Here is a 24,266-nt window from a genome sequence, read left to right as displayed (position 1 = left end):
CCCCAGTACGTCACCTCGTACGACTAGGTTCGTTGGCAAGGAAACCGGAACGACTAGGTTCGCTGTCAAACGCCTCGATTGGATGACAACGGACAGCTGCCCCACCAGCCGTGCTGTACGGGACGGCTGACCTGTCGCAACGAAGTTAGTCGGCCGGATCGCGTTGACCTGTGTGGACTGAATCGGGTGAGACGGCTGCGGGGCGGCGATCGTCCTGTGACGGTGGATCTTGACCGTCTGCCACCGATGTCTGACTACCTCGTTAGCCTGTGCAGGTGACGCCCACCGATGATCGACAGTTCCCCGCTGCGCTCGCCGCTGCTATGGCCGTTCCCTTCGATTACGCAGGCGGTGACGGGGTCGACTTCGAGCCCTTCGCGGCTTTCCTGTCCGCTGAGGAGACCACCGACTGGTTCCAAGCATGGACCGGGAACGGCGAACTGGACGGCGACGACTTCCGCGTGTTCGGTCAGGACGGCTCGGGCGGGTATGCGGCGTTCTGGCTGGTCCGCCCGAGCCAGCCGCCGGCCGATCAACCGGTCGTCTTCCTCGGGTCGGAGGGGGAGACCGGTGTTGTCGCGCGGGATCTGGGCGACTTCCTGTGGCTGCTGGCTGGCGGCTTCGGCCCCTGGGAAGCAGCCACCTCATACGAGCCCGCCTGGACCCCGCGCCCCAACCAGGAGCTGACGGCCGTCGCTGAACGGTTCGCACCGGGCTGGCGTCGGTCACCCGCTGCAGTGGTCGAGTTGGCGGCCCAGGAGTTCCCCGACTTCGATGACACCCTCACGGAGCTCTGTCGCTGAACCCGGCAGATCCACTGTCAGGGGCCGCGACTCCCTTTGCGAGGTCGCCCGGGACCTCAGCTGCTCTGGGCAGGCTCTGCTGCTTCGAGTTGATACCCGTCCTGGGTGGCCCGCAGTCGGGGCGCCACCCTCGCTGTAAAGAGCGAAAGAGTCTCCAGAGTGACATGCGTATTTTACTCGCGGAGATCGTTACGGGCAGGGCTTGAGAACTACTTTCCACTCGCCATCTGCCTCGTTGGTCCCCGGGATCAGTACCGGGGTCGCCGTCTTGTACGTGCCCCTCCAGGTCCATTGGCCGTGAGTCGCCACCCAGTAATCGGCTATGACGGTGCCGGATACCTGCGCGAGGTAGGGCCGCCACTGGACATAACCAATCGAATAGGGATTCACGGACAGATTGTAGGTCGTAGTATCAGTGTAGGCGGTGCCGCTGGACACGGTGTGCGAATTCTGCCAGGCATGGTTGATGCCCAGCTTCAGCGCCTCGCCGAGTTGGAGGCCCGCCTCAACCTGCGTCGAATACCCGTTCATATCTTGTACTTCGTTGGTTACTGTGGCGGAGAAGGCCTTCATGATGTTCGAGGCCTGAGCCGAGGTGCAGTTGTTGATGTCCGCGGACTTCTTCACCGCCGCCCCGAGCACCAGTTGCGGCGTGCCGGCCGGATAGAAGTAGCATTTGGGATATTCTACGTAGTCGTACCCGTGTGGGTCCGTCCCGTTGGTCGCAGTGTAACTCACGCCGGTCGAGTGATTGCAGTCCCAAATGTAGTTCGGTACCCACGGGACTACTGCGGGGTAGCCCTTCGAAGTCGGCAGGCCGTTCTTCTGGTCTGCCTGGGCGGCATAAGCGGCGCTGCTGGTCAGGGCTGTGAGAATGGAGGCGCTAAGCAGCGACACTGCGGCAAGGCGGCCTTGCCGCGAAAGTGCTGGTATGAAGTGTGGCATAGTGGACTCCCCTCCTGCCCGAGCAGGTTCATGGGCGACTCGGGCCGTTGCAGAACAATTGGCCTGCAGCTATCTCAGGCAATGCCGGGCATGGCCGGCTAGAAGAGCTACGACGTGGGAATCAGAACAGCAGACCACGCCGTCGACTGCCTGCGCGCGGACACCACATCGTGTCGCGTGTGGCGCAGAAGGCCCTCGGCCGTAACCGAGTAGATCAGAGTATGGCGAGATCTCACCCAGCCAGTCCATAGCCAGCCGCCACCGCATCACTACAACGCCCAAAAGGGCAGCCCAAAAGAACCTTGGTACGTGACCGTGGGCCGCCCTGTGCGGTGATCGACTCATGGCCACCGGCCCTATCCACCAGTGGGCGCGCCGGCGCAGCGCGGGCGGAGTGGGCCGAGTCAAGGCTAACGGGGCCCACTCAGGAGAACTTCCACTGATTCCTAATGTCGTTTGTCAAGCCGCGAGGACGCTTGGGGGCGTGAGTTCGTAGCGCCGTCCGTCGCGCAGAAGGGCCCAGAGGACGTTGACGCGGCGACGGGCGAGGGCGAGTACAGCCTGGGTGTGGCGCTTGCCCTCGGCGCGTTTGCGATCGTAGAACCGTCGTGATTCCCCGCAGTGTCGGATGCTGAACAATGCCGAGGCGTAGAAGACCCGTTGGAGGCGGCGGTTGTATCGCCGGGGACGCCGCAGGTTGCCGCTGATCTTCCCGGAGTCACGAGGCACCGGCGCGACACCGCCGAAGCCGGCGAGGCGGTCGGCGGTGCCGAAGACTGTCATGTCGCCGCCCGTGGCTGCCAGGAACTCCGCGCCGAGGATCACGCCCAGGCCGGGCATGCTGGTAATCACTTCGAAGGCTTGGTGATCGCGACACCTGGCCTCGATATCCTTGTCGAGCTCGGCAACCTGCTGATTGAGAGCCAGGACCCCTTCGCCAGCATGCGCACCGACGCAGCGGCCAGCTTCTCCCCGGGCAGGCTGGTGTGCTGTCGTTCGGCGGCCTGGACGGCGGTCTCGGCTAGCCGGTTGGCGCGGACGACGTGACGGTTACGCAGCCAGGTCTCCAGCCGCTTGGCGCCGATTCGGCGAATGGCTGCTGGGGTCTGGTAGCCGCTCAGCAAGATGAGCGGGCCGGTGTTAGCGAGATCCAGTTGCCGTTCCAGGCCAGAGAAAATGCCTGTGAGCTGGGCCCGGAGCCGGTTGATGGTGCGGGTGCGGTCGGCGACCAGGTCCGTGCGGCGGCCGGTGAGGATCTTGAGGTCGGTGACGGTGTCGTCGCCGGCGCGTAAGGGGTGCAGGTCGCGGCGGACGCGGACGTGGTCGGCGATGACGGCGGCGTCCTTGGCATCGGTTTTGCCCTCGCCGCGGTAGCTCTCGGAGGCGCGGTGGATGGCCCTGCCGGAGATGTAGTGCAGCGCCTGATTGTGGGGGGACTTGTCGAGGCGGCGCCCCGGAGCGAAGAAGGCCGCCCCAGCCGGCACCCCTGCGGGCGGAGCCGACCCGCGCTTCGAGAACGGTCCGCTGGCGGTCGTTGACGTCGAAGACGACGGCCAGGTCGTGGCGTACTGCACGGGCGGCCTGGTCCTGGACGTGCCCGCCACGTCCATTCCGGCCCTGGTGGACTGGACGCTGAAGGAGGCGAAGCTGGGGCAGCCGAAGCTGTCCGGCCCGGGCAAGGACGCTGACCCGCTGCTCGTGCTCACCGAGGCCGCGCTGGAGCGCTTCGGCCTGCCGGTGACCCTCACCGATGAGGAGCGTCTGGCCGGGCGGCTGCCGGAGGGGCACAAGGTCATCAAGCAGCTGGTGCGCGCGGAGTGGAAGCTGACGAAGCGCGGGTTCGGGCCGTGGGCGCGGATCTACCGCCCGGCGCAGGGCTCGGAGCGGGCCTGCGTGCAGCTGTGCATCCCGTCCTGGCATTCGCTCGACTCCCGTCACTGGGGAGCGGCCGGGCAGCTGCCGCCGGCGGAACTTGCCCGGATTCTGGGTGTGTACGCGTCCCGGGTGATGACGCCGCGTGGTTCCACGGCTGTCACCGGCCTGGAGCTGATGACCGCGCTGCATCCGCCGACCCGCGCCTCCGAGCCCGACGCCGACGGCAAGCGGCACTCCGAGCACAACCCCGGCAGCCTGGGCAAGGACCCGGTGGACTGCGCGCCGTGCGAGGCCCCGGACGGGCACCCGCTCCTGGCCGGCCTGCCGCGTTTCCATGTCCGCGGCCCCGGCGAGAAGCTGTTCGAGGAGGCGTACGACTGGGCGCGGCCGCTCACCGACGCCGAGTGCATGAATCGGTTCCTGGTCGGCATCGACGTGAACATGGCCTTCGCCGCCGGTGCCAACGGCCTGGTCGTCGGTCTCGGCGAGCCGACGCACGTCAAGGCGCCGGTGTTCGATGCGAAGCTGCCCGGCTCGTGGTCCTGGAGGGACGGTGCCCGCGCATCTCGGGCCATTCGGAGGCGAGTTGCACGCCGTACGAGGTGGGGAACCACACCCGGGTCCGTCCGGCCTGCGGCAGGGTGATGCGCTCAACCAGCCCCTCGGCACGCAGTCTGGCCAGCCGCCGCCGGGTCTGCTCGATACGCACCTCGGGGGCGATCACTCGGTGCATCTGCTCGGTGGTGGCCATCCGGTACTGCGCCAGCACGCCCAGCGCCATCCGGTCCGCGCTGCCCACGTCCACGCCGATCATCACGGACCTGCTCGCTTCCCTGCCGGTGCGGCGCCGTCCTTGCCGGGCGCCGCGTGTACCGGTCACAGCAGCAGCCGGCCCCGACCAGAGCCCCGACCATGAAGGTCCGACCACGGTCACGACGCGACAACGCCTCCGTGGACCAGGCTCACATCCCCGCCGACAACCCGTCCGGCAACCGGCCGCACCCTCAGCCGCGCGTGCCAGCGAATCCGCAGGTCACCACGCTGGTCCGGCCGTGGTCGGGTGGCCGACATCCCCTCTACGCCCCCGAGTCCACGCCCCACAGCAGGAAGAACAGAGAAGTGGGTGGGTGGGACAGGTCCCGGGCGGCGGGCGAGGGGATCGGGCGCCGCTGGTGTGCCTCGCGCGACGGCGGGGCCGCGCGCGAAGCCGGGCAGCAAGTTGCCCGAGCTGGGCCGTGTCGGTCAGTTGAACGCCGATGCGGATGTGCCGCCATCGTAGGCCCTCGACGCCTACCAGCTCCTCGACCTCATCAGGCCCGAGAAGCGCTACGACTGCGGCAAGTGGGAGGGATGTTCGAAGGGCGACTCGGACCTGGTGTGCCACCGAGTCTCCCTCGCCCCCGCCGCAGGGACTCCACCCGGGAGAAGCGGGTTCCGGTCCGCAGGAAGAGTTCTTCGAGTGCCAGGTCCCGAGCATTCGTTGGTACGTCGTGGATCACGAGAACGGACTGCTCGTCGCGCTGTCACTACATGCGGCGCGGACACACGTTGGTGGGACGACGTGTCCAAGACCGTCCCGCGCATGCCACAGCCCCGCTACACTCCACACCGCCAGGCCGTTGACCGCAGAGATACAGAAGTCCGGCTGGAGTATTGAGCGCCTCCTCTGACAACGCCCTCGGCCTGCCGGCGCTGCCATCACCTCCACGCCGCGCGCGGCCCGTTCCAGTGGACGACCCGCGGTAGCCAGTGGCAGCCGAGCAGCAGGTACCAGCACAGCACCAGCTCCCACCACAGCAGCCAGGCGAGCGGCTTGAGCGCGAACAGGCCGGCCCCGAAGAAGCCGCCGGCCGCACCGAACACCGGTACGGACACCCGTAATGGGCCGATCCCGCCCGACAGTCGAACCCCCATCGCACATCCCCCAAGTCACACGCGTACCGTGCGCGAATGCCAGGGACGGTACTCACGGCCTCGGGCGGATGGGCCGCAGTAGGGCCGGTCAGGCGCGGGCCTGGACGATGAGGGTGCCGATGTGCCCGGCTTTCGGCGCCGCCACCACTGTCGCCTCGGCCGTCGTGAAGCCGGCACGGAGAAGGTGGCGTTCCCACACCGCGGGCTTGTAGCTGTAGCGGTAGGTGAACATGGCCTTCCCGGCGAAGCCGCCCTTGTACATGCCCTGCGGGCCGTAGGCGCCGGGGATGGCCGGTGGCTGGGAGAACACGAAGACGCCGCCCGGGGCCAGGTGCTCGAGGACGAGGGGAAAGAGGCGGGAGGGGTCGGTGAACCAGGCCGCTCCGAAGATGGAGTACACCGCGTCGTAGCGTGCCTCGTCGTCGGCGAGCCATGTGAGGATCTCGCTCTGCTCGATCCGAACGCCGAGCGGCGCCCATTTCTGCCTGGCGCGTTCCACCATGCGGGGCGAGAGGTCGACGCCGCAGACCTTCACGCCCTGCTGCGCGAGGTGGGCGAGGGCGCGGCCGGTGCCGCAGCCGACCTCCAGGACGGACTCGGGGGAGTGAAGGAGTTCCGGGCCCGGGCCGTGGCCGGCGTACTGGGTCCAGCAGAACGACGGCTCGGCGTCGTCCTTGAACGCCGACTCGGCGTAGGCGTCCCACAGTTCGGTCTCGGCGACGATGTCGTGGGGTACAGGCACGGCGTGTTCCTCTGGCTCGTTTCGGGATGCGGGAGCCCCCGCCCTCCGGGGGAACGTGAGGGTGGGGGCGACTGTAGCGGGGTCAGTGGCTGTCGGGGACCTTGTCGTCGCACGGGGAGCAGTCCGCGCCGTCGATGGCCCACAGTTCCTCGTCGACGGCCCAGCCCTGGTTGCGGAGGAAGTCGCCTGTGCGCAGGCACAGGCCGTCGCTGCGGCGCTGGATGAACGGGGCGTGGTGCTTGAACCGGCCGCCGTTGTAGAGGCGGCAGATGCCCCACCAGACGGGCGTGTCGAGGATGAGCTGGTGGACGCCGATGTCGACGAGCTTGCCGACGCCGAGGTGCACGTCGGGGTTCTCGATGGAGCCCATGACGTACATGACGGCGTTGCCGAGGATCCGTTCGGCCATGTCGCGGACCATGGTGTGGTCGCGCAGGAGCAGCGCGATCTCGCGGTCCCACAGGGTCATGCCGGAGTCGAAGACGTTGACGGTCAGCTCGGTGATGTGGGGTGCGACCGCGTTGAGCAGTTCTCGCGGATCCCGCTGGTGCGTTGCGGTGGGACGTTCTAACGCGACGGTCACTTGTTCCTCCTCGTGTAGACGAGCGGCCCCCGGCCCGGGGGTACTGGGTGCTCCCGCAAGGCGGGCGTTCGTGTGCAGGACCGCCCCTGACGGGTGCCAGGGACGGCCCTGCGTCTTCCAGTGCTGCTCCCGCCCCGATTCGCCGTCGTGGGGAACGCTGGAGGCCTTGCCCGCTCCCTGTGCGTCGGCGTGTGCGGGGAGCGGAGGTCAGGTCAGGCAAGTCCACACGTAGCCCTCGGCGTCCGTGATGGCCTTCTTGCCCCTGTAGTGATCGACGTGCCGCTTATCCGCGTGGGGCGGCCGGGTACAGAACCCGCGCTGTCCGGGATACCACTTCCCGCAGTAGCCGGACGCCGTCGCCCCGAGCGCAATTGTTGGTGCCGTGGTTGTCTTCGGGGTCATCGACGGCACTCCCTCTGCAGGCGGTACAGGCCCCGGCCGAGGACACAGGCCGCCGCCGAATCCGCGTGCGCGCACAGCGGGCAGAACGAGGCGTGGTCGAGCATCGAGCGGTGCGCCCGGTCGGCCGTGCACGGGTGACAGCCCCGAGGGAACCAGCGCAGAACGTCGGACTGCTCGACCTGCTCGCCGAGGTCGACGGCGGTCTCAGAGGTCAGGTGCTGGCCGCACCAGATGCAGCCGCGACCACGGGCCCTTTCGTCGGGCAGGCCGTCTGGTCCCGGCAGATGTTCAGCCAGTGCGCCCAGAACTTCCGGCGGGACGTCCGTTGTGGTGGTCATGCTGCTGCTCCTCGGGGCTGGAGTGCCTCAGCCAGGCGCAGGGCCACGTCGGCGCGGACACGGCCGAGCTCCACCAGGGCGAGGGCGGGTGCCGCGGGGTCGACCGCGAGGGACGGCAGGACGATCCCTGCCCGGTCCAGTGCCGCGCGGAGAGACTCCACAGCAACGAATGGGTCAACAGCGTGCTCGGGAGGTGAGGCCATGAACGAGACCGTACGAAGGCACTGTTGACGCACGCGATGCGATGTTCTCGAATGTTCTTGCAAGCAGTCCGGATGTTCTCGTGTGGTCTCACGGAGGGGGCGGCACGCTGTAGTGCACGGGCTTGGAGCACGGTGATGCTGGTGGCCCACCCGATGACGGAGGCGACATGGCTCGACGACTGCGGTTCACCGGTACGGACAGCAAGAACGGCAGCTGCCCGGCGCTTCACGAGGACACGGGCTCTGGCGAGATCATCGTCCAGGGCACACCCCTCACCGACCCCGACGCCCTCGCCCAGCTCCAGCACTTCGGCCCGGGAGACGCTGCCGTCGTGGTGCCGCGCGAGCTGCTCGTGAACCACGCCCCCAAGGAGATGCAGCGCGTGCGCAAGGTGATCAGCCTGGAGGAGTTCGGGCAGCTCTTCCGCACCTTCGAGTACACGGCCTGGCACTTGGAGACCAGGGGCGGTTACGCCTCGGACCGGGAAGACCTCGGCTTCGACGAGTTCCTGCGGACGGGCGAGGCCCCCATGGACCTTGACAGCGACTGGTGCACGAACATCCGCCGGCAGACCGACAACGGCAAGTGCGTCGGCCGGGTCCGCGTCGTTGATGACCCGCCCACCGACGGCCAGCGGTTCCTTCTGAGCTACGCGCGGACCAACGCGGCCACCGGTGAGGACGTCCGTAACGTGTGGCGCAAGGACGCGGTCCGTGCGCACCTGGGAGACGAGGACTTCTGGGTCTTCGACAGCCGTCTCGTCGTCGTGCTCCACTTCGACGATCAGGACGTCCTCGGCGACCTGGAGGTCATCACCGAGCCTGCCGCGGTCCTGGGGTACTGCCAGATCCGAGACGCCGCCGTGCACCTCTCCGTGCCCTACGACGAGTTCGCGGCGCAGCTGCGGCAGCACTGACAGGGAGCCAGTGAGTACCGACTTCCAGCAGGCCCGGGAAGCCCTCGGCGTCCGCCTTCGAGAACTGCGCCTCTCGGCCCCTGGGGGTCGGCTCACCGGCACTCAACTCGCCCAGCGGCTCGGTTGGGGGCACTCCAAGGTCTACAAGCTGGAGAACGGGCAGCAGACCGCCACCAGCGAAGACCTGCGTGCCTGGGCCGGGGGTGTTGACAGCCCCGATGCCTTCGACGAACTCGACGCCCGCCTCAAAGGCTTCGAGTCCCACATCCGTTCCTGGCGCCGCCAGCTCGCCGCCGGTCACCGTCCCGTGCAGGACAGCTGGAACCTGGAAGTCTCCCGGACCGGGATCATCCGCGCGTGGGAGGAGGCTGTCGTCCCCGGCATGCTCCAGACCGCCGACTATGCGCGGGCGATCTTCCTTCGGTACGCGGATCTTCACGGGACCACCCGCGACACCGACGAGGCCGTCCGAGCCCGCATGCGCCGGCAGGAATGGCTGTACGAGGCAGGTCACCGATTCCACGCGCTGGTATGGGAGGCGGCCCTGCACGCACTCATCTGCTCGCCGTCCATGCTCGCGGCCCAACTGGACAGGCTCTCGGGCATGGTCGGTATAGACACGGTCGAACTGGGGATCGTCCCGCTCAGCGCCTCGCTGAAGATCCCCGCGGCGAACGCCTTTTGGGTCTTGGACGACCGGCTCGTCATCACAGAAGACTGGCACGCTGAGCTGTGGCTGGACGATGCCGACTCCATTGCTGCCTACCTGCGGGTGTGGGACACGCTGCGGGAGTCAGCGGTGTACGGGGTGGACGCGCAGAACGTCATCCTTCGGGCCCGGCGGGCGCTGAACGCACGGTGAGGCTGCGCGCGGATGGAGGTGCCCTCAAGTGGGCCGTACGCCGCACGCTGGACCCCCCCCGGCGCCGGATATCTGGCGGTGTCCGGCGTAGGGAGGACGTGCGACGAATACCCCATGGCCTCAACCTACGAAGGCGGCGCCGGCTCCGACGCCCCCCGTCAGCAGGTGCAAGCGTCACTGGCGCTCCTGCTGCGTGGCTGACCTGCGTCAATCGCCCCAACGGCACAGTTCTCTATTCCCACGGTCCCCCCCAATGACGCTGTGGAGAACGAAGTAGATCACCCTACGGATACAGATCGTAACGGTCCGTCGAAAGCTGGAAGGGCGGGTGCAGCCACTGGTCCTCCAGGCAGCTCCGGCCGTCTGCTGCCCGTGGATCTGTAGGTCCAGTAGCTCCCGGTCTCCAGCAGGGCGACCAGGTGTCTCCTGCCAGGTCAGGAGACATTCCAGGCGCGGAGTTGTCGGCCGATGAGGCCGATTTCGATCGTGCCGGTGGCGGCGTCGCGCACCAATGAGACCGCCTCCTTCGGCGGGTAGTCGAGCCGGTGTCCGTTGAGGGCGAGGTAGGCCTCGGTGGAGTGCCAGGCGAAGGCTTCGCCCGAGTGTTCCAGGCAGGGCAGTTTTGCCAGGGTCTGGAGGAGCGCGGCGGCTTTGAGGTACGGGGAGCCGTAGACGTCGCGTTCCATGGCGCGGGCGTTGACCCGGGCGACGGCTGCGTAGAGCGGGCCGTAGTCGTCGACCTGGGGATCGCCGGGCAGCAGCTCGGCGGCGTGCAGAAGGAAGGCCACATCAAGAGGGTGGAGTGGTTCGTTCTGTGTCACGCGGCGTGACCCCGCTCCTGCTGCGCCTCGAGATCACGACGCGCTTCCAGCTCCGCCGCGCGCTGCTCGGCGGCGGGATCGGCCGTACCGGCCCCCTCTGCGAACGCGTCATCGCTGTGGGCCATCGACGCCCTGAACGCTTCGAGGAAGCGTTCCTCCACGGCGGTGGCGCGGGCGTAGGCGGCCGAGAGGATGTATTCCTGCAGGCTGACACCCTCCTGCTTCGCGGCGGTCTCGATCGCGGCGCGCTGGGCCGGATCGGGGAAACGCAGGTTCATGGCTTTGGGATGCGACATGGTATCGATGGTACCGCCGGTACCAAAGGCGCGGACAGCCCTGCACGGCTGTCAGTTGCCGGTCCCTGGTCGGTTGATGCGGTAGAGGTAGTGGGTGTGGTCATCGATCGGGTTGTCCGGTTCCAGGTCTCCGACTCCGATGCGGCACAGCCCGGCTCGTTCGAGGGCCCGCCAGGAAGGGCGGTTGGCTGCCGCTACTGGGACGAGTACGCACGGGGTGGCCGGGTGTTCGGCCCAGGTTTGCTCGATGGCGGAGTGGATCATCGCTGTGCCGATGCCCTGGCCGGTGTGGCGGGGATCGCCGATCAGGTAGTCGATGGTCATTGCGTCGTCGGGTACGGCGATGATGGCGCCGAGCTGGGCCAGGTACTCGGGGTAGTCGCGCAGGCGTGAACGCTGTACGAGACCGACCGGACGGCCTTCCAGGAAGGCGAGGAGGTCTTCCGAGGGCTCCTCGCCTCGGGCAGCGGGGCCGAAGTCACGTGCCACCGCTTCCACTGTGGTCTCGTGATTCCACCAACGCTTCACATGGGGCTGCTGGAGCCATATCCGCAGCAGAGGGAAGTCCTGCTCCTCGATCCGACGCCATGTGATCTCCATCGGACCGCTCCCGGATTGCTCACGATTCCTCACAGGCTACGTGCGGCCTTCGTGTCACAGGAGTTCCCTGAGGCATCTGCCCGCGCGACGGGCAATAGGGCGGCCCAAGCCAGGACCTCGACTACGTGCTCGGCCAGGAGCCCGACGCGAGGATCCGGCTGAACCAGGGCGGTCGTCTGGCCGCGAGTGGTGCGTTCCCTCGCCCACTCGTGGTCGAGGCCGGTGAAGTCGTCGTCGATCCAGATGGCAGGTGCGTCGCCGAGCCAGGTGTCGACGTGGTCCCGTTTCCAGAAGCCGTTGGGGTGGCTGGTCGTGATCTGTGGGCGCGGGAGGTCGACGTACGGCAGGGGCGGGAAGCCGATGAGCGGGCCGATGAGCGTGGTGGCGTCTTGGCGCCAGCTGGTGCACCAGACGGGGGTGACCAGGCCGGTCCGGATCACGTGCATGAGCAAGGCGCCGTGCGCGGGGTTGAGCCAGACGGTGACCTGGTCGTCGGCGGCCCGGCCAGTAGGTACGACGTCATGGCGGGTGTGGGTCGCCGGGCCAGCCCCTCCCGCGTCCGGGAAGGGTATGAGGACGCCGTTTCTTCGTTTAGCCGACGGATCTCTTGTTGAGGAGTGAGGAGAGGCCGTCGAGGAGGCGCTGGAGGCCGAACTCGAAGAGGGCGTCGAGGTCGAGGTCGTAACCGGTCGTGGCGAGGCGGGAGAGCTCGGGGAAGCGGCCGGTGCCCAGTATCGTCAGGAGCGTGGGCTCCTGGGTGTCCATCCACTCCTCGCTGTCGAGTCCGCTGTGCGCCTCAGCCTCCCGCTCCGACTCCAGGTTGACGGCGATACCGCGGGCGTAATTGAGCAGCATGAGGTGCGCGGTGAAGGCGGACTGCAGGTCGAGTCCGTGGACGTGCAGGGTGGCAAGCATCCACTCGCTGTACGGAAGCGCCGATGTGATCATCTGAGGGCGGGTCACCGACAGGGCCGGCGCAAGCCACGGATGGCGGCGGAAGAGGTCCCAGAGCTGCCGCGCCGCCAGTTCGATCGCCTCGCGCCAGCCTGCCGGAGGGTCGGCGGGCAGCGGGTGCTCCGCGATGACCGTGTCCATCATCCGCGTCAGCAGATCGTCCTTGTCGGCCACGTGCCGGTACAGCGACATGGTCGCCACCCCGAGCTCGGCGGCCACCCGGCGCATCGAGACCGCGGCCAGCCCCTCCGCGTCGGCGACCGTGACGGCGGCGCCGACGATCCGTCCGAGCGTGAGCGCCGCCTGGCCCGGTGACGCATCAGACGGCCCGCCCGAGCGTGCGGCGGCAGCGGGCCGGGCGGCCCGCACCGGGCGGCTCGGGGCCACCACAACCGTCCCGACGCCAGGGACGGCGCGGACCATCCCCTCTCGGCGCAGTTCGGTGAGTACCTTGGTCGCGGTTGCCATCGCGACGTCCCACTGCTTGGTGATCTCGCGGGTCGACGGCACGCGATCGCCCGGCGCCAGTTCGCCCGTCTCGATTCGCTGCCGCAGTTCGGCGACGATCTGGCTGTAGCGCGGTACCGCCTGTCCGCCCACCGAGACTCCTCGCACTAGTGCACCTGGATGGGGGCCATCCTAGTCGTCAGCGCCGGACGATACCCGTGTACGAGCACCTTCCCCACCCACCCGTACTAGTGCAGTACTGTCCAACACCTCATGTTGAAAGGCTATTTCCTGCTTGCGCACTATCTTGCGTACGGCGTACGTTCACATCATGCCGAACAACGAGATACTCATCTGCGGTGCTGGTATCGCCGGGCCCGCGCTGGCGTACTGGCTACGCAAGGGAGGCTCCAGGGTCACAATCGTGGAACGCGCGCCGGAACCCCGGCCGGGCGGGCAGACCGTGGATCTGCGCGGTGCCGGCCGCACCGTGATCGAGCGGATGGGTCTGATGGACCGGGCCAGGGCGGAGAGCGTGGACCAACGCGGCCTCGCACTCGTCGACGCCTCCGGCCGGACCACCGCGCGGGTGCCCGCCGACAGCTTCGGCGGCGAGGGGATCGTCTCCGAGATCGAGATCCTCCGCGGCGATCTCGCCCTCCTGCTGTACGAGGCCACTCTGCCGGACACGGAGTACCTGTTCGACGACACCGTCACGGGTATCGCCCAAGACGCGGACGCGGTCACCGTCACCTTCGAGAAAGCCGCGCCGCGCCGGTTCGGGATGGTCGTCGGCACGGACGGACCGCACTCCGTGGTACGCGCGCTGACATTCGGCCCGGAGCAGGAGTTCGTCCACCCGCTCGGCCTCTACACGACCTGGTTCACCGCCACCGACGACCTGGAACTCGACGGCTGGTACCTGATGCACAATGCGCCCGGCGGACTGGTCGCCTCCGCACGGCCCGGCCGTCTCCCCGGCGAGATCAAGGCCGGCCTCAGCTTCCGATCGGCACCGATCGCCTACGACCGCCGCGACGTCGCCGCCCAGCAGGAACTCGTGGCCCAGCGCTTCGCCGGCGTCGGCTGGGAGACCCCACGCCTGCTGCGGGCCATGCGCGCTGCTCCGGACTTCTTCTTCGACTCCATGGGCCAGGTCCGCCTCGACCGCTGGTCGCGCGGCCGTGTGGCGCTGCTGGGGGACGCCGGATACTGCGCGACCCCGCTGACCGGCCTGGGGACCAGCCTGGCTCTGGTCGGCGCTTATGTCCTGGCCGGTGAACTCGCCGCTGCCGAGGGCGACCACCGCATCGCCTTCCGCCGATACGACGAGGTGATGCGCCCGTACGTGAGCCAGGCTCAGCAGCTCCCGCCGGGCGGCGCCTCTGGATTCGCGCCTTCGGGCCGACTCGGCATCCGTCTGCGGGACCTCTCCATGCGGCAGATGACCCGCTGGCCCATGCGGAACCTGCTCGCCGCACAGTTCGCCAAGGCCGGGGACATCGCGCTGCCGGAGTACAGTCTCACCGCGGGCATACGGTAATCGTCCCCAGCGACGGGTCAGCCCGTTTCTCTCCGCAACACAGCCGAGGTCGGCCAGCTGCAGGCCGAAGAGGTCACCGAAGCTGCCTGGCGAGCGGTCGGTGCCCTCCACGACGAGAGGTTGAGCCGGCGTGTTCCCCAAGTACTGCGCTGGCCCCAACAATTGCCGTCCCTGCGTCTGCGCTACCCGACGCGCGGGGCCGGCCTGCCCAGCCGCCCACCGACAGGCCATCAGGAGTGACCCACGTCACTTGATACGGTGATTGTCACCATGGAAAGCGACACGAGGGGCCGCCCCAACGGGACACGGGCCGGAGCAATCGCCGCCTCCTGAGGCGACACGACCTGGTTGGGACACAGTCTCTGCGGCGACAACAGGCTGGAAGCACCACGACCTCGGCCAGGAAGGTGCAGCGCAACGCTACTACCAAGTCGGTTACCAGCTCGCCTGCGAAGCCGACCCACGCGGTCACGCCGCCTGGATGATGCGCGCCCTCGCCCACCAGGCCCTCAGCCTCAAGCAGCCCCACCACTGCGTCGACCTCGTCGAAGGCGCCCTCACCCGCGGTCTCGGCCACGTCGACGGCCAGACCGAGGCCCTCCTCCACATCACCCACGCTCGCGCCTACGCAGCTGTAGGCGAGAAGCCCGCAGCGGCCCGCGCTCTGCTTGCCGCCGAAGACGCCCTCCTGCGCGAAGACGGCCCGCAGCCCAGCTACTCCCGCGTCAGCGGCCCAGCCGCTGGCACCGTCGCCAGCCACACCGCCCGCACCCTGACCGGCCTCTCCGACCACGTCGGCACCGAGCAACAACACCGAGACGCTCTGGTGCGGTGGGACCCCAAGAAGTACAAGCGTGTCCACGCCCTCACCTTCGCTGACCTCGGCGACAGCCTCGCCGCCCAGGCCCGCGCCGACGAAGCCGTCGCCGCCTGGTCCCAGGCCTTGACCCTCATGGAGGGCATGACCTCCGACCGCACCCGCAAAGCGATCACATCACTCCGCTTCACCCTCGCTGTCTACCAGCGGCGCAAAGTGCCCGGAGCCTCCGAACTCGCACGCCGCGCACGCGAAGCACTGGCCTGAGCTGCCCATCAACCGGCCGATGAAGGGACAAAACCGTGGCTCAGCGGACAACCGACGACCAGCCCAAAGCCCTCAAGCCCGCGCTCGAATCCATGCCCCTCCTCGTCGCCGCCGTCATCGTCCACGACCAGGCCACCAACCGCGTCGTCCTCCTTCAACGCAGCCAGAACGCCAAGTTCGCCCAGGGCATGTGGGACCTACCTGTCGGCAAGAGCGAGCCCGGCGAGCCGATCACGGAAACCGCCGTACGCGAGCTGCACGAAGAGACCGGCCTGACCGTGAAGTCGGAAGCTCTGAAGGTCGCCCACATCATCCACGGCGCCTGGGGCATCGAAGCCCCCAACGGTTTCCTCACCGTCGGCCCTCAGGTCTCGTTGGACGGGTGGGCGTAGAGAGCACGTGCACTAACCGGCGAGCCCAGAGGTCCCCCAGCAGCGCAGCACGGTTACTGCCATGCAAGGAATCTGAACCGGAGCCGGGCAACTGGTCGCCGACACGATCGCGGTCGCGGAAGCCTGCGCCATCGACCCCGTCGCCGATCTCGGGCTTGGCACGCCGCACTTCCCCGAACCCGAAGTGGTCGGCGCGGAGCCCGGGCAGGGCGAGGCGATGCGGCTTCTGCGGCAGCGGTGCGAGGCCGGGATGGTCGCCTGCGGTCTCCACCTCGACCAGCGTGCGGTGGACCAACTCGACTACGAGCTCGGCATCAACGGCCGCTTGGGCTACGAGGGGTGTCACGGAATGCCTCGATCAGGGAGTCGATGTCCCGGGCGGTCGGCTCGGTGCCGGGGACCGGGGTTGCGTAGTTGACGTACGGGCTGGTCGTCGTGGGATCGAATCCCGCGACGAAGCCTGCGACTTCGACCGCCGCCGGACGGCGCAGCAGATTGGCGACGGCGAAACTCTGGACGTCGGTATGCACGATGATGATGACCTCACGTGGAATGGCAGCCGCGAGGGCTGCGGGACCGGCCGGAGCCGGGAGCACGGGACATGCGTGGGGCCGCCGTGAGGAGACGCGAGGGCACCGCTGCCCGCTGCCGGGAAGGCAGTCGGGATCAGTGCCGACGGCGGCCGCTGGGGGACGCCGTGATCAAAGGCTTCAGTCCTTCATCGTGCATGGGTACGTGTAGATCGACTCGCCGAACCCTGCCACACCGCGCAAGAACGCGGCAAGCCATTGAACGGCTCACCCGGAGGCGGCCATGACCTCAGGCTCAACCGGACAGCGACCGCCGCCGAACCGGGTGCTTGCTCATGATCGAGACCCGGTTGAACGCGTTGATGGTGATCGCCACCCAGATCACGGCGGAGACCTGGTCGTCGGTGAGCGCCTCGCGGGCCGTGTCGTACGCGGCCTGCTGGACGGCGGCGTCCCCGGGGACGGTGGTCACCTCGGCCAGCGCGAGTGCCGCGCGCTCCTCGGGGGTGAAGAGCTCGGTGTCCCGCCAGGCCGCCAGCACGCCGAGCCGCTGCGTGGTCTCGCCCGCGCGCAGGGCGGCCCGCGTGTGCACGTCGAGGCAGAAGGCGCAGCCGTTGATCTGCGAGACGCGCAGGTTGATCAGCTCCACCAGCGTGCGTTCGAGCCCCGCCTCGGCGGCGACCGAGTGCACCGCCTCGGACGTCCGTACCAGTGACTGGTACGCGTCAGGACTCTGCTTGTCGATGAAGATCCGCTGGACCGCGGTGCCGGTCGTGTAGGTGGTCAACCCGAAACTCCTTCGGAGGGGCTACGATCACACATAATAGTTGAACATAGAACAATGCGGGGAATCGGGAGGCGGTCCACGGTGAGCAGAGCCGAGACGAAATCCACGGAAGTGCACCGCGGCACATCCTCGGACGACGGCCGGCCGGCCGGTGCGCCGCAGGTGGAGGTCCTGGCCGCGCGCGACGTGCCGCTCGGCGGCCCGCGGGCGATGACCGTGCGGCGCACGCTACCGCAGCGCGCCCGGACCTTGATCGGCGCTTGGTGCTTCGCGGACCACTACGGCCCCGACGCCGTCGAGGAGAGCGGCGGAATGGACGTCGCCCCCCATCCGCACACCGGCCTGCAGACGGTGAGCTGGCTGTTCAGCGGGGAGATCGAGCATCGGGACAGCCTGGGCAGCCACGCCCTCGTGCGACCCGGCGAGCTGAACCTCATGACCGGCGGGCACGGCATCGCCCACTCCGAGGTCTCCACTCCCGGGACCGCCGTTCTGCACGGCGTCCAGCTGTGGGTGGCACTGCCGGACGCCCACCGGAACACCGCACGCGACTTCCAGCACCACGTGCCCGAGCCCCAACTCCTCGACGGAGCCGAACTCAGGGTCTTCCTCGGCTGCCTCGCCGGTGCCGTCTCCCCGGTGCGGACCTTCACGCCCCTGCTGGGCGCCGAGATCCTCCTCGCCCGCCACTCCGCCCTCACCCTCACCGTGGACCCGCACTTCGAACACGGCCTCCTGGTCGACCAGGGCGACATCCGCCTGTCCGGCGTCCCCCTGCGACCCGCGGAGCTGGGCTACGCCCACCCGGGCACCGACACACTCACCATCACCAACGAGTCGGACGGGCCCGCACGGACGATCCTGCTCGGCGGAACGCCGTTCGAGGAGGAGATCGTCATGTGGTGGAACTTCATCGGACGGTCGCACGAGGAGATCGTGCAGGCGCGTGAGGACTGGATGACGGGCGACCGGTTCGGCTCGGTGACGGGGTACGACGGTGAGCCGCTGCCGGCGCCCGAGCTTCCCATGGTGGCACTGAAACCGCGGCGACGAGTCGTCTGACCTGCCGGGATGTGCTGCGTGACGGTGACGGCCAGGCCCAGGCCGACGGGCAGCAGGGCCATCGGGCCGACGGTCTCGCGGTCGGACGCACTCCCACGGCCGTCCCCGTCGGCCTTCGGTCACGCCTTCCTGACCTCGGCCACGCCTTCCTGCCTCAGCGCGGTCGGCAGTGCCCAGGAGCAGCCCGGGCTCAGCCCGGCGAACAGGGCTCTCCAAGGCCGCGCGGACACCGTGACCACACCGGCCACACGAAGATCATCCCGGTGATGCCCGGAACCGGCGGACGGCCTCAGGCTGCGGCATTCCCGTGACGTCCAGCCGCGAAGTCCAGGATGTGCGGGACCGCCTCGCGCAGACTGCCGAAGTGGCGATGCACACCCTCCACCGCGACGGCGGCGTTCACGCCCCACACCGTCATCCCGGCCCGCAGCCCGGACCGCACTCCGGACGGTGCGTCCTCGATGACCAGGCAGTCTCCCGGCGCTGCACCCAATTGGGCAGCGGCCCGCAGATACGGGACGGGAGAGGGCTTGCCTTCCTCGACGGCGGCCGCGTCCACGATCACGCCCGGCACCGGCAGGCCCGTCCGCTGGAAACGGCCGCGCACCCGGTGCTCGTAGTTCGAGGTCACGAGCGCCCAGGACCCCGGCGGCAGGCCGTGCAGCAACTCCGACGCGCCGTGGAAGGCCGCATAGACGCCGGACCGGACGTCCTCGTCCTCCAGCTCGTGCAGCGCGGCCAGGCAGTCGTGTGGATCGCGGTCGGCCGCGACCTGGGCGAACGTCTCCATCGGCCGCGTCCGCAGGGCCACCTGGTAGACCTCGTCCGCATCCAGCCCGTACCGCTCCGCCCAGGTGCTCCAGACCTGCCGCTGGTTGCTCACAGCATCGATCAACGTGCCGTCGACGTCGAACAGGACGTACTTCGTGCGGCCCGGCCGCGCAGTTTCAGGGGTCACGTGTCGATCATCGCAGGCGGCCAGCAGGCAATGGCGGCCGGCTCCTGGAAGGTCTGCACGGGGAGCCGGCGGACCGGGGCATTCGGTCGATGGGGCGGAGGATGCCTGCACCGCCTCGACGAGCTGCAGGGCGAGAGAAGGATCCGCTGGTCCGGTGAGGAGCAGTCCGACGCGGGTGAACAGACCTCCGCCGTACCGCTGCTGGATCTGCCGGCCCAGTTCCTCGGGAGTTCCCACTACGGCCATGGTCTGGAGCACCTCGTCGTCGACCGACCGCCGCATTGCCTGCCGGCAGGCTCCTGTCCCGCGCCGCGACGTAGGTGAGGGGAACCCATTTACCTCAGCACCCTGGTACTGCCCCTCCGTCGACAGGTGAAGCGCAGACTCGTCGCATCAGATAGTCATTGACCGTGCAGATGGCAGGAGTTGACGCATGTCGTCTCCAAGGGGGCAACGCGCGCTGGGGCGGCCACGGGCACAGGACACCTGCGACGGCGGGGGAGGGCCGATCCCAGCGCGGTTCAGCGGTTCAGCGGCACAGGGCAGTGTCGACGACGGCTTCCATATGCTCCTTGGTTTCCTGGCTCGGCTGTATGGTCACGGCGACGTCGGCGGCGCGACCGTCCTCCGTGGCGCCGCCTCGGGTCTCGTATCCCGTCATGCTGCCGCCGTGGCCCCAGTACACACCGCCGCACGACAGCGGCGTGCTCACCAGCCCCAGCCCGTAACGGGCACCGGCGGGGAAGGGGTAGGAGGCCGGAACGGTGGTGCGCATCTGGGCGAGCTGAGCCTTCGGGAGGAGGCGGCCCGCCAACAGCGCGGTGAGGAACCGGTTCAGGTCGGAGGTGGTGGACACCATCTGGCCCGCAGCCCAGGCCCAGGAAGGATCCCATTCCGTGGCGTCGGCCAGAGGCGCGCCTGCCGAATCCTGGTAGTAACCCTTGGGATGGCGCTCCCGGATCGTCACCTCGCCGGGGGCGGGGAAGTAGGTGTGGCGCAATCCGGCGCGCTCGACGACGCGGCGGTCGATCTCCTCGGCGAGCGGGCGGCCTGTGACCTTCTGAACGATCAGACCGGCCACCAGGTAGTTCGTGTTGCTGTAGGCCCATTTCGTGCCGGGGGCGAAGTCGGCCTTGTGATGGAGAGCGAGTTCGAGGAGTTCGCGGGGGTCGTAGTAGCGGATGTCGTCGCTGAGGTAGTTGCTGTAGTTGGGCAGCCCACTGGTGTGCTGGAGCAGCTGGCGGACCGTGATGTGCCGACCGTCGATACCGTCACCGCGGACGAGGCCGGGCAGATAGGTGTCGACCGGGGCGTCGAGGCCGATCCTGCCTTCACCGACCAGCTGCAGCACGACCACCGCCGTGAACGTCTTGGTGTTGCTGCCGATGCGCACCTGGCCGTCCCGGGGCACCTTCGCACCGGTTGCCAGGTCGCCGAGCCCTGCGGTGTAGGTGCGGGTGCGGCCGCGACGGTCTTCGACGCTCGCCAGCGCGCCGGGCACGCCGTCGGTGTGCACCAGCGCGTTCAGGCTCTTGCGGACGGCGTCCGGCCCGGCGGCGGCGGACGCCGCTGCGGGCGGGGCCAGGGCGCCCAACGTCAGGACGCCGACGGCCATCGCGGCCGCGGCCGGCGCGGCTCTGCGCCGACCGCTGTTCCGCCAGGACGAACCGGACCTCTGCCATGCCTGCTCACGCACGAGCCAACTCCTACGGAATCATCGGGAAACCAGCGGCAATTGCGAGACTCAGCATGTCCGGATGCGACCGCCCGGGGCGATCCTGCTGTCCGCACATCTCCAGGTAGGGCTAACCCCCGGCGCGCTCAGCCGGCGGGGACGAGGGGCGGGGGACGCCCCGGGCGGGGTGGCGGCGTCAGGAGAGCGGACGCGACGGAGCCCGGAGCCACCGGCCTCGACTGAAGTTCGGTGTGCACAGTCCGATGACCGACGAGGGGATCCGCCCCGACCGGCTGGGCAGGGCGCTGGAGGAACGCGGATCCGACGCGATGTTCGTCCCCGAGCACACACATCCCGGTGCACTCGAAGATCGGACATCCGCTGGGCGGCCCAGTGCCACGGCCGCGCATGTGCGCATCTACGACCCTTCGTCGAGCTGTCGATAGCCGCTGCGGTGACCGAGAAGCTGTTGCCGGGGACCGGAATCGTCATCCTGCCGCAGCGGGACGTGTTCCAGACGGCGAAGGAGGTGGCCGGCCTCGACCGGTTGTCCGGCGGTCGGTTCCCGCTCGGGGTCGGCGTCAACTTGCAGATGGACGAGATGCGCGCAGACGGCGTCGATCCCCGCACTCGCGGCGCCCGGCTGGGCGAACGGCCGGCCGCGCTCAAGGTCCGACGTCCCGATTCAGCCGGCCGCCGCCGACGGCGTACCGGTATCGGTCCACAACGTCCCCGGCGACGACGAGCGCCTCATCGACGCCTATGAGGACGTCGGCGTCGAACGGCTGCCCCTCTTCGTCGACGAACTTCCCGAAGCCCGGATCCTGCGCAGGCTGGACAACCTGGCAAAACTGATCGAGCGCTGCCCCGACTGACCTGCCGGCCAGGGCGGAACGGCCGGCCAGAACGGAACGATGGTCGGTCCGCAGCCGTCGCGATCCAGCCATGGCCGGGCCCTAGGCCGGCAGGTTCGGCGGGCGGGCTCAGGGGCAGGCCCTGAGGAATTCGATGAGTGCCGCGTTCACCTCGTCCGGGCGTTCCTGCTGTGTCCAGTGTCCGCAGCCCGCGAGCTTGAGGGGTTTGCGTCGCAGGCTCGGCATTCGGTCGGGGAGGCTTTCGATGAATTCCGGGCTGCCGGGGAAGGCGGGAACGGGGTCGCGGTCGCCGTAGATGTAGAGGGCGGGCGGCGTGATGTCGGCGCCCTGCCACGGTGCGGTCAGTTCCCAGTTGCGGTCGAGGTTGCGATACCAGTTGAGAGCGCCGGTGAAGCCCTTGGAGAAGCTCTCGGTGAGCGTGTCGAGATCCTCCTCGGTGAGCCACGGCGGCAGCACTTCCGGGTCCGGCAGGGCAGCCAGCCAGCCCCGCTCGGGATCGACCAGCAGTTGCTTGGGTCCGCCGGGAACGTCACCGGAGGCCGAGTAGAAGAACTTCCGCAACGTGGTGCGCGTGTCCTGTCCGAACTCGGCGTCGGCGACACCGCGACGGTTGAAGTAGTTCCAGTAGAAGCGCCCGCCGAACGTCTTGTCCATGGCGACCAGCGGAGGTTCCGGCCCGCGGAAGGGGGGCGGCACGCTCAGGCCGGCCACCCCGAGCACGATGTCCGGCCGCAGCAGCGCGGTGTGCCAGGCGACCGGCGCGCCCCAGTCGTGCCCGACGACGTACGCCTTCTCCTCACCCAGGGCCTGGATCAGACCGACGACGTCGCCGACCAGATGAAGGATGCTGTACGCGTCGACGTCGTCGGGATGGTCGCTGCGTCCGTAGCCGCGCTGGTCGGGGGCGACCACGCGGAAGCCGGCGTCGGCCAGGGGGCCGAACTGGTGGCGCCAGGAGTGCCACGACTCGGGGAAGCCGTGCAGCAGCACCACCAGAGGGCCTTCGCCCGCCTCGGCGATGTGCAGCTGAACTCCGTTCACCTCGACCATGCGATGCTCAACCATGCGCCTCAGCGTACGCGCCGTGATCTTCGGAGTGCGGCTCCGGACGTCGGCCTGTCGGCTGCCCGCTCCGCCGGTGCAGCGATCCGGCCGACACCATCCGGCCGGCCGTGCCCGTGGTGACCACCGCTGACAACGGCTGCCCGCGGGGCCGGACAAGGTCCCTGAACCAGGGGCGTTCCCAGGGGGTCGGCGGCTCCGGCAACCTTGTTCCGTTCGGGCGTCGAGGCGCAGGCATATGCGCGTCAGAACGGGGATGGAGGTTCGCAGACACCATCTGCGCCCGGCATCTGTTCTCGCATGTGCGTTTGTTCGCGACTGCTGCCCGGGTACGGTCGTGCGGGAGGTGGTGGCCGGTGATCCAGATCGTGGAACACGCACCGCAGGAAGGGCCGTTCGCCATCGGCACCGCGCTCGGGGCGGCCGGACTGCCGGTCCGGGTCTGCCGCACCTGGGCAGGTGACCGGGTGCCGGACACGGTGGACGACGTGGTGGCCCTGGTGGTGATGGGCGGACCGATGGCCGCCTACGAGGACTTCCTCGGGCGCAGCGCGGAACTGGCCCTGCTGCGGGCCGCGCTGGAGGCCGAGGTGCCGGTGCTGGGCGTGTGCCTGGGCTCGCAGCTGCTGGCGGTCGCGGCGGGCGGTGTCGCCCGGCCCGGCACCGGCGCGCAGATCGGATGGGGCGACGTACGCATGACCGCGTCCGCGCACGCCGACCCGCTGTTCGCCGCCGTGCCGGAGCGGCTGCGGGTGCTGCACTGGCACAGCGACACGATGGACCTTCCGGCGAAGGCGACGCTGCTGGCACTTGGAGGTGGACAAGGCAGCGGTCGACGGTTTCGCCGGGGCCTTCCCGGACGAGGCTGCCTCAGCACCGGACCTGCTCGAGTCCGCCCCCGCAGAACTGGCGGCCCTGGCCCGGCACCGCGACGGCGTGGTCGAGCGCTTCGCCGCCTTCGTCGCGGCGCGGGCCGAACGGACGGCGGCCCGCGCGTTCTTCACCCGGCGGGCGGCCACCTGGGAGGAGCGCTTCGCCGGCGACGGCCCCCGGTACGCAGCGGCGGCCGAGCGGATGGGGCTGCGCCCGGGCCAACGTGTCCTTGACCTGGGCTGCGGCACCGGCCGGGTACTGCCCACGCTGCGCGCCCAAGTCGGCGACCAGGGCGTCGTCGTCGGTGTCGACCTCACACCGGCGATGCTCACCGCCGCGGTGCGCGAAGGCCGCGACACGGACGGCTCCCTGCTGGTGGCCGACGCCTGCCGGCTGCCGCTGCCGACCGGTGCTGTGGACGGCGTCTTCAGCGCGGGTCTGGTCGACCACGTCCCCGACCCCACGACGGCGTTGCGCGAGTGGGCCAGGGTGACCACTCCCGGCGGCGTCCTGCTGCTCTTCCACCCCTCCGGCCGTGCCGAGCGCGCCGCCCGCCACGGCCGCCCCCTCGATCCGGACGACCCGCTGGCCGAGGACAACCTGCGGCCCGCGCTTGTGACGGCCGGCTGGGACCTGACGTACTACGAGGACGCCGTCCACCACTTCCTTGCGCGCGCCACCCGCCACGGTGGCTGAAGCCGTGGATCAGCGATCACGAGAGGA

General features: G+C 69.1%; 26 protein-coding genes and 5 pseudogenes. 12 read left to right on the top strand and 19 right to left on the bottom strand.

Features of this window, described 5'->3' with window-relative positions; all coding sequences use genetic code 11:
• Positions 1-275: 275 nt before the first annotated feature.
• Positions 276-803 carry an SMI1/KNR4 family protein gene (locus tag ACIRU3_RS42855; protein ID WP_404069018.1) on the top strand — a complete coding sequence of 176 codons (528 nt, stop codon included), beginning with the start codon at positions 276-278 and terminating at the stop codon, positions 801-803.
• Positions 804-992: 189 nt separating this feature from the next.
• On the opposite strand, the gene ACIRU3_RS42850 is transcribed toward ACIRU3_RS42855, so the two are convergent.
• Positions 993-1,748, bottom strand: coding sequence for a hypothetical protein (locus tag ACIRU3_RS42850; RefSeq protein WP_404069016.1), 756 nt, complete (start codon positions 1,746-1,748; stop codon positions 993-995).
• A gap of 459 nt (positions 1,749-2,207) precedes the next feature.
• Positions 2,208-3,172, bottom strand: a pseudogene (locus tag ACIRU3_RS42845) (IS110 family transposase); the annotation flags it as partial.
• 22 nt (positions 3,173-3,194) lie between these two features.
• On the opposite strand from ACIRU3_RS42845, the pseudogene ACIRU3_RS42840 reads away from it, so the two are divergent.
• Positions 3,195-4,166 (top strand): annotated as a pseudogene (locus tag ACIRU3_RS42840) (transcriptional regulator); the annotation flags it as partial.
• Here ACIRU3_RS42840 and ACIRU3_RS42835 read toward each other — a convergent pair.
• The 6 genes from ACIRU3_RS42835 to ACIRU3_RS42810 all read right to left on the bottom strand — a co-directional run bounded on the left by ACIRU3_RS42835 (position 4,123) and on the right by ACIRU3_RS42810 (position 7,805).
• A complete protein-coding gene (locus ACIRU3_RS42835) occupies positions 4,123-4,356 on the bottom strand; it encodes a replication-relaxation family protein (RefSeq protein WP_404069031.1) in 234 nt (77 codons plus the stop codon). The pseudogene ACIRU3_RS42840 and the gene ACIRU3_RS42835 sit on opposite strands and share 44 nt — an antisense overlap.
• 965 nt (positions 4,357-5,321) lie before the next feature.
• A complete protein-coding gene (locus tag ACIRU3_RS42830) occupies positions 5,322-5,537 on the bottom strand; it encodes a hypothetical protein (RefSeq protein ID WP_404069013.1) in 216 nt (71 codons plus the stop codon).
• A gap of 88 nt (positions 5,538-5,625) precedes the next feature.
• A complete protein-coding gene (locus ACIRU3_RS42825) occupies positions 5,626-6,279 on the bottom strand; it encodes a class I SAM-dependent methyltransferase (RefSeq protein ID WP_404069011.1) in 654 nt (217 codons plus the stop codon).
• 82 nt (positions 6,280-6,361) lie between these two features.
• Entirely contained in the window at positions 6,362-6,862 is a 501-nt protein-coding gene (locus tag ACIRU3_RS42820; RefSeq protein ID WP_404069009.1) for a hypothetical protein, read from the bottom strand.
• 398 nt (positions 6,863-7,260) lie between these two features.
• Complete coding sequence (locus ACIRU3_RS42815; RefSeq protein WP_404069007.1) at positions 7,261-7,602, bottom strand: hypothetical protein; 342 nt, start codon at positions 7,600-7,602, stop codon at positions 7,261-7,263.
• Positions 7,599-7,805: a hypothetical protein gene (locus tag ACIRU3_RS42810; RefSeq protein ID WP_404069004.1), complete on the bottom strand. Its 207-nt coding sequence runs from the start codon at positions 7,803-7,805 to the stop codon at positions 7,599-7,601. The genes ACIRU3_RS42815 and ACIRU3_RS42810 overlap by 4 nt, the downstream gene beginning before the upstream one ends.
• Before the next feature lie 167 nt (positions 7,806-7,972).
• On the opposite strand from ACIRU3_RS42810, the gene ACIRU3_RS42805 reads away from it, so the two are divergent.
• Together ACIRU3_RS42805 and ACIRU3_RS42800 are read left to right on the top strand one after the other, a co-directional pair.
• Entirely contained in the window at positions 7,973-8,722 is a 750-nt protein-coding gene (locus ACIRU3_RS42805) for a DUF6879 family protein (protein ID WP_404069002.1), read from the top strand.
• A 10-nt stretch (positions 8,723-8,732) separates the two neighbouring features.
• Entirely contained in the window at positions 8,733-9,584 is an 852-nt protein-coding gene (locus ACIRU3_RS42800; RefSeq protein WP_404069000.1) for a helix-turn-helix domain-containing protein, read from the top strand.
• A 434-nt stretch (positions 9,585-10,018) separates the two neighbouring features.
• Here ACIRU3_RS42800 and ACIRU3_RS42795 read toward each other — a convergent pair whose 3' ends face one another.
• Genes ACIRU3_RS42795 through ACIRU3_RS42775 form a run of 5 tightly spaced genes read right to left on the bottom strand, consistent with a single transcriptional unit; the run spans position 10,019 to position 12,855 of the window.
• Positions 10,019-10,405 carry a fic family toxin-antitoxin system, toxin component gene (locus ACIRU3_RS42795; RefSeq protein ID WP_404068997.1) on the bottom strand — a complete coding sequence of 129 codons (387 nt, stop codon included), beginning with the start codon at positions 10,403-10,405 and terminating at the stop codon, positions 10,019-10,021.
• Entirely contained in the window at positions 10,402-10,701 is a 300-nt protein-coding gene (locus tag ACIRU3_RS42790) for a DUF1778 domain-containing protein (protein WP_404068994.1), read from the bottom strand. The genes ACIRU3_RS42795 and ACIRU3_RS42790 overlap by 4 nt, the downstream gene beginning before the upstream one ends.
• Before the next feature lie 51 nt (positions 10,702-10,752).
• Positions 10,753-11,301 carry a GNAT family N-acetyltransferase gene (locus ACIRU3_RS42785; RefSeq protein WP_404068991.1) on the bottom strand — a complete coding sequence of 183 codons (549 nt, stop codon included), beginning with the start codon at positions 11,299-11,301 and terminating at the stop codon, positions 10,753-10,755.
• A 29-nt stretch (positions 11,302-11,330) separates the two neighbouring features.
• Positions 11,331-11,873: a hypothetical protein gene (locus ACIRU3_RS42780; protein ID WP_404069029.1), complete on the bottom strand. Its 543-nt coding sequence runs from the start codon at positions 11,871-11,873 to the stop codon at positions 11,331-11,333.
• Between the two features lie 19 nt (positions 11,874-11,892).
• Entirely contained in the window at positions 11,893-12,855 is a 963-nt protein-coding gene (locus ACIRU3_RS42775; RefSeq protein ID WP_404068988.1) for a TetR/AcrR family transcriptional regulator C-terminal domain-containing protein, read from the bottom strand.
• A gap of 178 nt (positions 12,856-13,033) precedes the next feature.
• On the opposite strand from ACIRU3_RS42775, the gene ACIRU3_RS42770 reads away from it, so the two are divergent.
• The 3 genes and pseudogenes from ACIRU3_RS42770 to ACIRU3_RS42760 form a co-directional block, all read left to right on the top strand.
• Positions 13,034-14,245: an FAD-dependent monooxygenase gene (locus tag ACIRU3_RS42770; protein WP_404068985.1), complete on the top strand. Its 1,212-nt coding sequence runs from the start codon at positions 13,034-13,036 to the stop codon at positions 14,243-14,245.
• 364 nt (positions 14,246-14,609) lie between these two features.
• A pseudogene (locus ACIRU3_RS42765) lies at positions 14,610-15,329 on the top strand (tetratricopeptide repeat protein); the annotation flags it as partial.
• A gap of 35 nt (positions 15,330-15,364) precedes the next feature.
• Positions 15,365-15,688: pseudogene (locus ACIRU3_RS42760) on the top strand (NUDIX domain-containing protein); the annotation flags it as partial.
• A gap of 347 nt (positions 15,689-16,035) precedes the next feature.
• On the opposite strand, the gene ACIRU3_RS42755 reads toward ACIRU3_RS42760, so the two are convergent.
• Positions 16,036-16,251 carry a hypothetical protein gene (locus ACIRU3_RS42755; protein ID WP_404068983.1) on the bottom strand — a complete coding sequence of 72 codons (216 nt, stop codon included), beginning with the start codon at positions 16,249-16,251 and terminating at the stop codon, positions 16,036-16,038.
• A gap of 295 nt (positions 16,252-16,546) precedes the next feature.
• Complete coding sequence (locus tag ACIRU3_RS42750) at positions 16,547-17,038, bottom strand: carboxymuconolactone decarboxylase family protein (RefSeq protein WP_404068981.1); 492 nt, start codon at positions 17,036-17,038, stop codon at positions 16,547-16,549.
• 81 nt (positions 17,039-17,119) lie between these two features.
• Here ACIRU3_RS42750 and ACIRU3_RS42745 point away from each other — a divergent pair, with 81 nt between their 5' ends.
• Entirely contained in the window at positions 17,120-18,100 is a 981-nt protein-coding gene (locus tag ACIRU3_RS42745; RefSeq protein ID WP_404068978.1) for a pirin family protein, read from the top strand.
• Positions 18,101-18,219: 119 nt separating this feature from the next.
• Here ACIRU3_RS42745 and ACIRU3_RS42740 read toward each other — a convergent pair whose 3' ends face one another.
• Both ACIRU3_RS42740 and ACIRU3_RS42735 read right to left on the bottom strand, forming a co-directional pair.
• Positions 18,220-18,348: a hypothetical protein gene (locus tag ACIRU3_RS42740; protein WP_404068976.1), complete on the bottom strand. Its 129-nt coding sequence runs from the start codon at positions 18,346-18,348 to the stop codon at positions 18,220-18,222.
• A gap of 41 nt (positions 18,349-18,389) precedes the next feature.
• On the bottom strand, positions 18,390-19,058 hold the full coding sequence (locus tag ACIRU3_RS42735; RefSeq protein ID WP_404068973.1) for an HAD family hydrolase: 669 nt from the start codon (positions 19,056-19,058) through the stop codon (positions 18,390-18,392).
• On the opposite strand from ACIRU3_RS42735, the gene ACIRU3_RS42730 reads away from it, so the two are divergent.
• Positions 19,059-19,382 carry a hypothetical protein gene (locus ACIRU3_RS42730; RefSeq protein ID WP_404068971.1) on the top strand — a complete coding sequence of 108 codons (324 nt, stop codon included), beginning with the start codon at positions 19,059-19,061 and terminating at the stop codon, positions 19,380-19,382.
• A gap of 205 nt (positions 19,383-19,587) precedes the next feature.
• On the opposite strand, the gene ACIRU3_RS42725 is transcribed toward ACIRU3_RS42730, so the two are convergent.
• Positions 19,588-20,673: a serine hydrolase domain-containing protein gene (locus tag ACIRU3_RS42725; RefSeq protein WP_404069026.1), complete on the bottom strand. Its 1,086-nt coding sequence runs from the start codon at positions 20,671-20,673 to the stop codon at positions 19,588-19,590.
• A 142-nt stretch (positions 20,674-20,815) separates the two neighbouring features.
• On the opposite strand from ACIRU3_RS42725, the gene ACIRU3_RS42720 reads away from it, so the two are divergent.
• On the top strand, positions 20,816-21,499 hold the full coding sequence (locus tag ACIRU3_RS42720) for an LLM class flavin-dependent oxidoreductase (RefSeq protein ID WP_404068968.1): 684 nt from the start codon (positions 20,816-20,818) through the stop codon (positions 21,497-21,499).
• Between the two features lie 217 nt (positions 21,500-21,716).
• Here ACIRU3_RS42720 and ACIRU3_RS42715 read toward each other — a convergent pair whose 3' ends face one another.
• Positions 21,717-22,673 (bottom strand): alpha/beta fold hydrolase, encoded by a 957-nt coding sequence (locus ACIRU3_RS42715; RefSeq protein ID WP_404068965.1) that lies wholly within the window; start codon positions 22,671-22,673, stop codon positions 21,717-21,719.
• A 503-nt stretch (positions 22,674-23,176) separates the two neighbouring features.
• On the opposite strand from ACIRU3_RS42715, the pseudogene ACIRU3_RS42710 reads away from it, so the two are divergent.
• Both ACIRU3_RS42710 and ACIRU3_RS42705 read left to right on the top strand, forming a co-directional pair.
• Positions 23,177-23,404 (top strand): annotated as a pseudogene (locus tag ACIRU3_RS42710) (gamma-glutamyl-gamma-aminobutyrate hydrolase family protein); the annotation flags it as partial.
• 82 nt (positions 23,405-23,486) lie between these two features.
• Positions 23,487-24,239: a class I SAM-dependent methyltransferase gene (locus tag ACIRU3_RS42705; protein ID WP_404068962.1), complete on the top strand. Its 753-nt coding sequence runs from the start codon at positions 23,487-23,489 to the stop codon at positions 24,237-24,239.
• Positions 24,240-24,266: the final 27 nt, after the last annotated feature.

The organism is Streptomyces sp. NPDC101151 (assembly GCF_044768335.1).
Taxonomy (GTDB): Bacteria; Actinomycetota; Actinomycetes; order Streptomycetales; family Streptomycetaceae; genus Streptomyces.
The sequence above is the reverse complement of the archived record's forward strand: the minus strand, read 5'-3'. Positions and strand labels throughout refer to the sequence as shown.

What these genes read in the sequence shown, in the direction of transcription:
- ACIRU3_RS42720 (WP_404068968.1), top strand. Translation starts at nt 20,816, where the DNA reads ATGCGACCGCCCGGGGCGATCCTGCTGTCCGCACATCTCCAGGTAGGG.
- ACIRU3_RS42805 (WP_404069002.1), top strand. Translation starts at nt 7,973, where the DNA reads ATGGCTCGACGACTGCGGTTCACCGGTACGGACAGCAAGAACGGCAGC.
- ACIRU3_RS42790 (WP_404068994.1), bottom strand. Translation starts at nt 10,701, where the DNA reads ATGTCGCATCCCAAAGCCATGAACCTGCGTTTCCCCGATCCGGCCCAG.
- ACIRU3_RS42810 (WP_404069004.1), bottom strand. Translation starts at nt 7,805, where the DNA reads ATGGCCTCACCTCCCGAGCACGCTGTTGACCCATTCGTTGCTGTGGAG.
- ACIRU3_RS42770 (WP_404068985.1), top strand. Translation starts at nt 13,034, where the DNA reads ATGCCGAACAACGAGATACTCATCTGCGGTGCTGGTATCGCCGGGCCC.
- ACIRU3_RS42850 (WP_404069016.1), bottom strand. Translation starts at nt 1,748, where the DNA reads ATGCCACACTTCATACCAGCACTTTCGCGGCAAGGCCGCCTTGCCGCA.
- ACIRU3_RS42785 (WP_404068991.1), bottom strand. Translation starts at nt 11,301, where the DNA reads ATGGAGATCACATGGCGTCGGATCGAGGAGCAGGACTTCCCTCTGCTG.
- ACIRU3_RS42830 (WP_404069013.1), bottom strand. Translation starts at nt 5,537, where the DNA reads ATGGGGGTTCGACTGTCGGGCGGGATCGGCCCATTACGGGTGTCCGTA.
- ACIRU3_RS42835 (WP_404069031.1), bottom strand. Translation starts at nt 4,356, where the DNA reads ATGCACCGAGTGATCGCCCCCGAGGTGCGTATCGAGCAGACCCGGCGG.
- ACIRU3_RS42715 (WP_404068965.1), bottom strand. Translation starts at nt 22,673, where the DNA reads ATGGTTGAGCATCGCATGGTCGAGGTGAACGGAGTTCAGCTGCACATC.
- ACIRU3_RS42815 (WP_404069007.1), bottom strand. Translation starts at nt 7,602, where the DNA reads ATGACCACCACAACGGACGTCCCGCCGGAAGTTCTGGGCGCACTGGCT.
- ACIRU3_RS42725 (WP_404069026.1), bottom strand. Translation starts at nt 20,673, where the DNA reads ATGGCCGTCGGCGTCCTGACGTTGGGCGCCCTGGCCCCGCCCGCAGCG.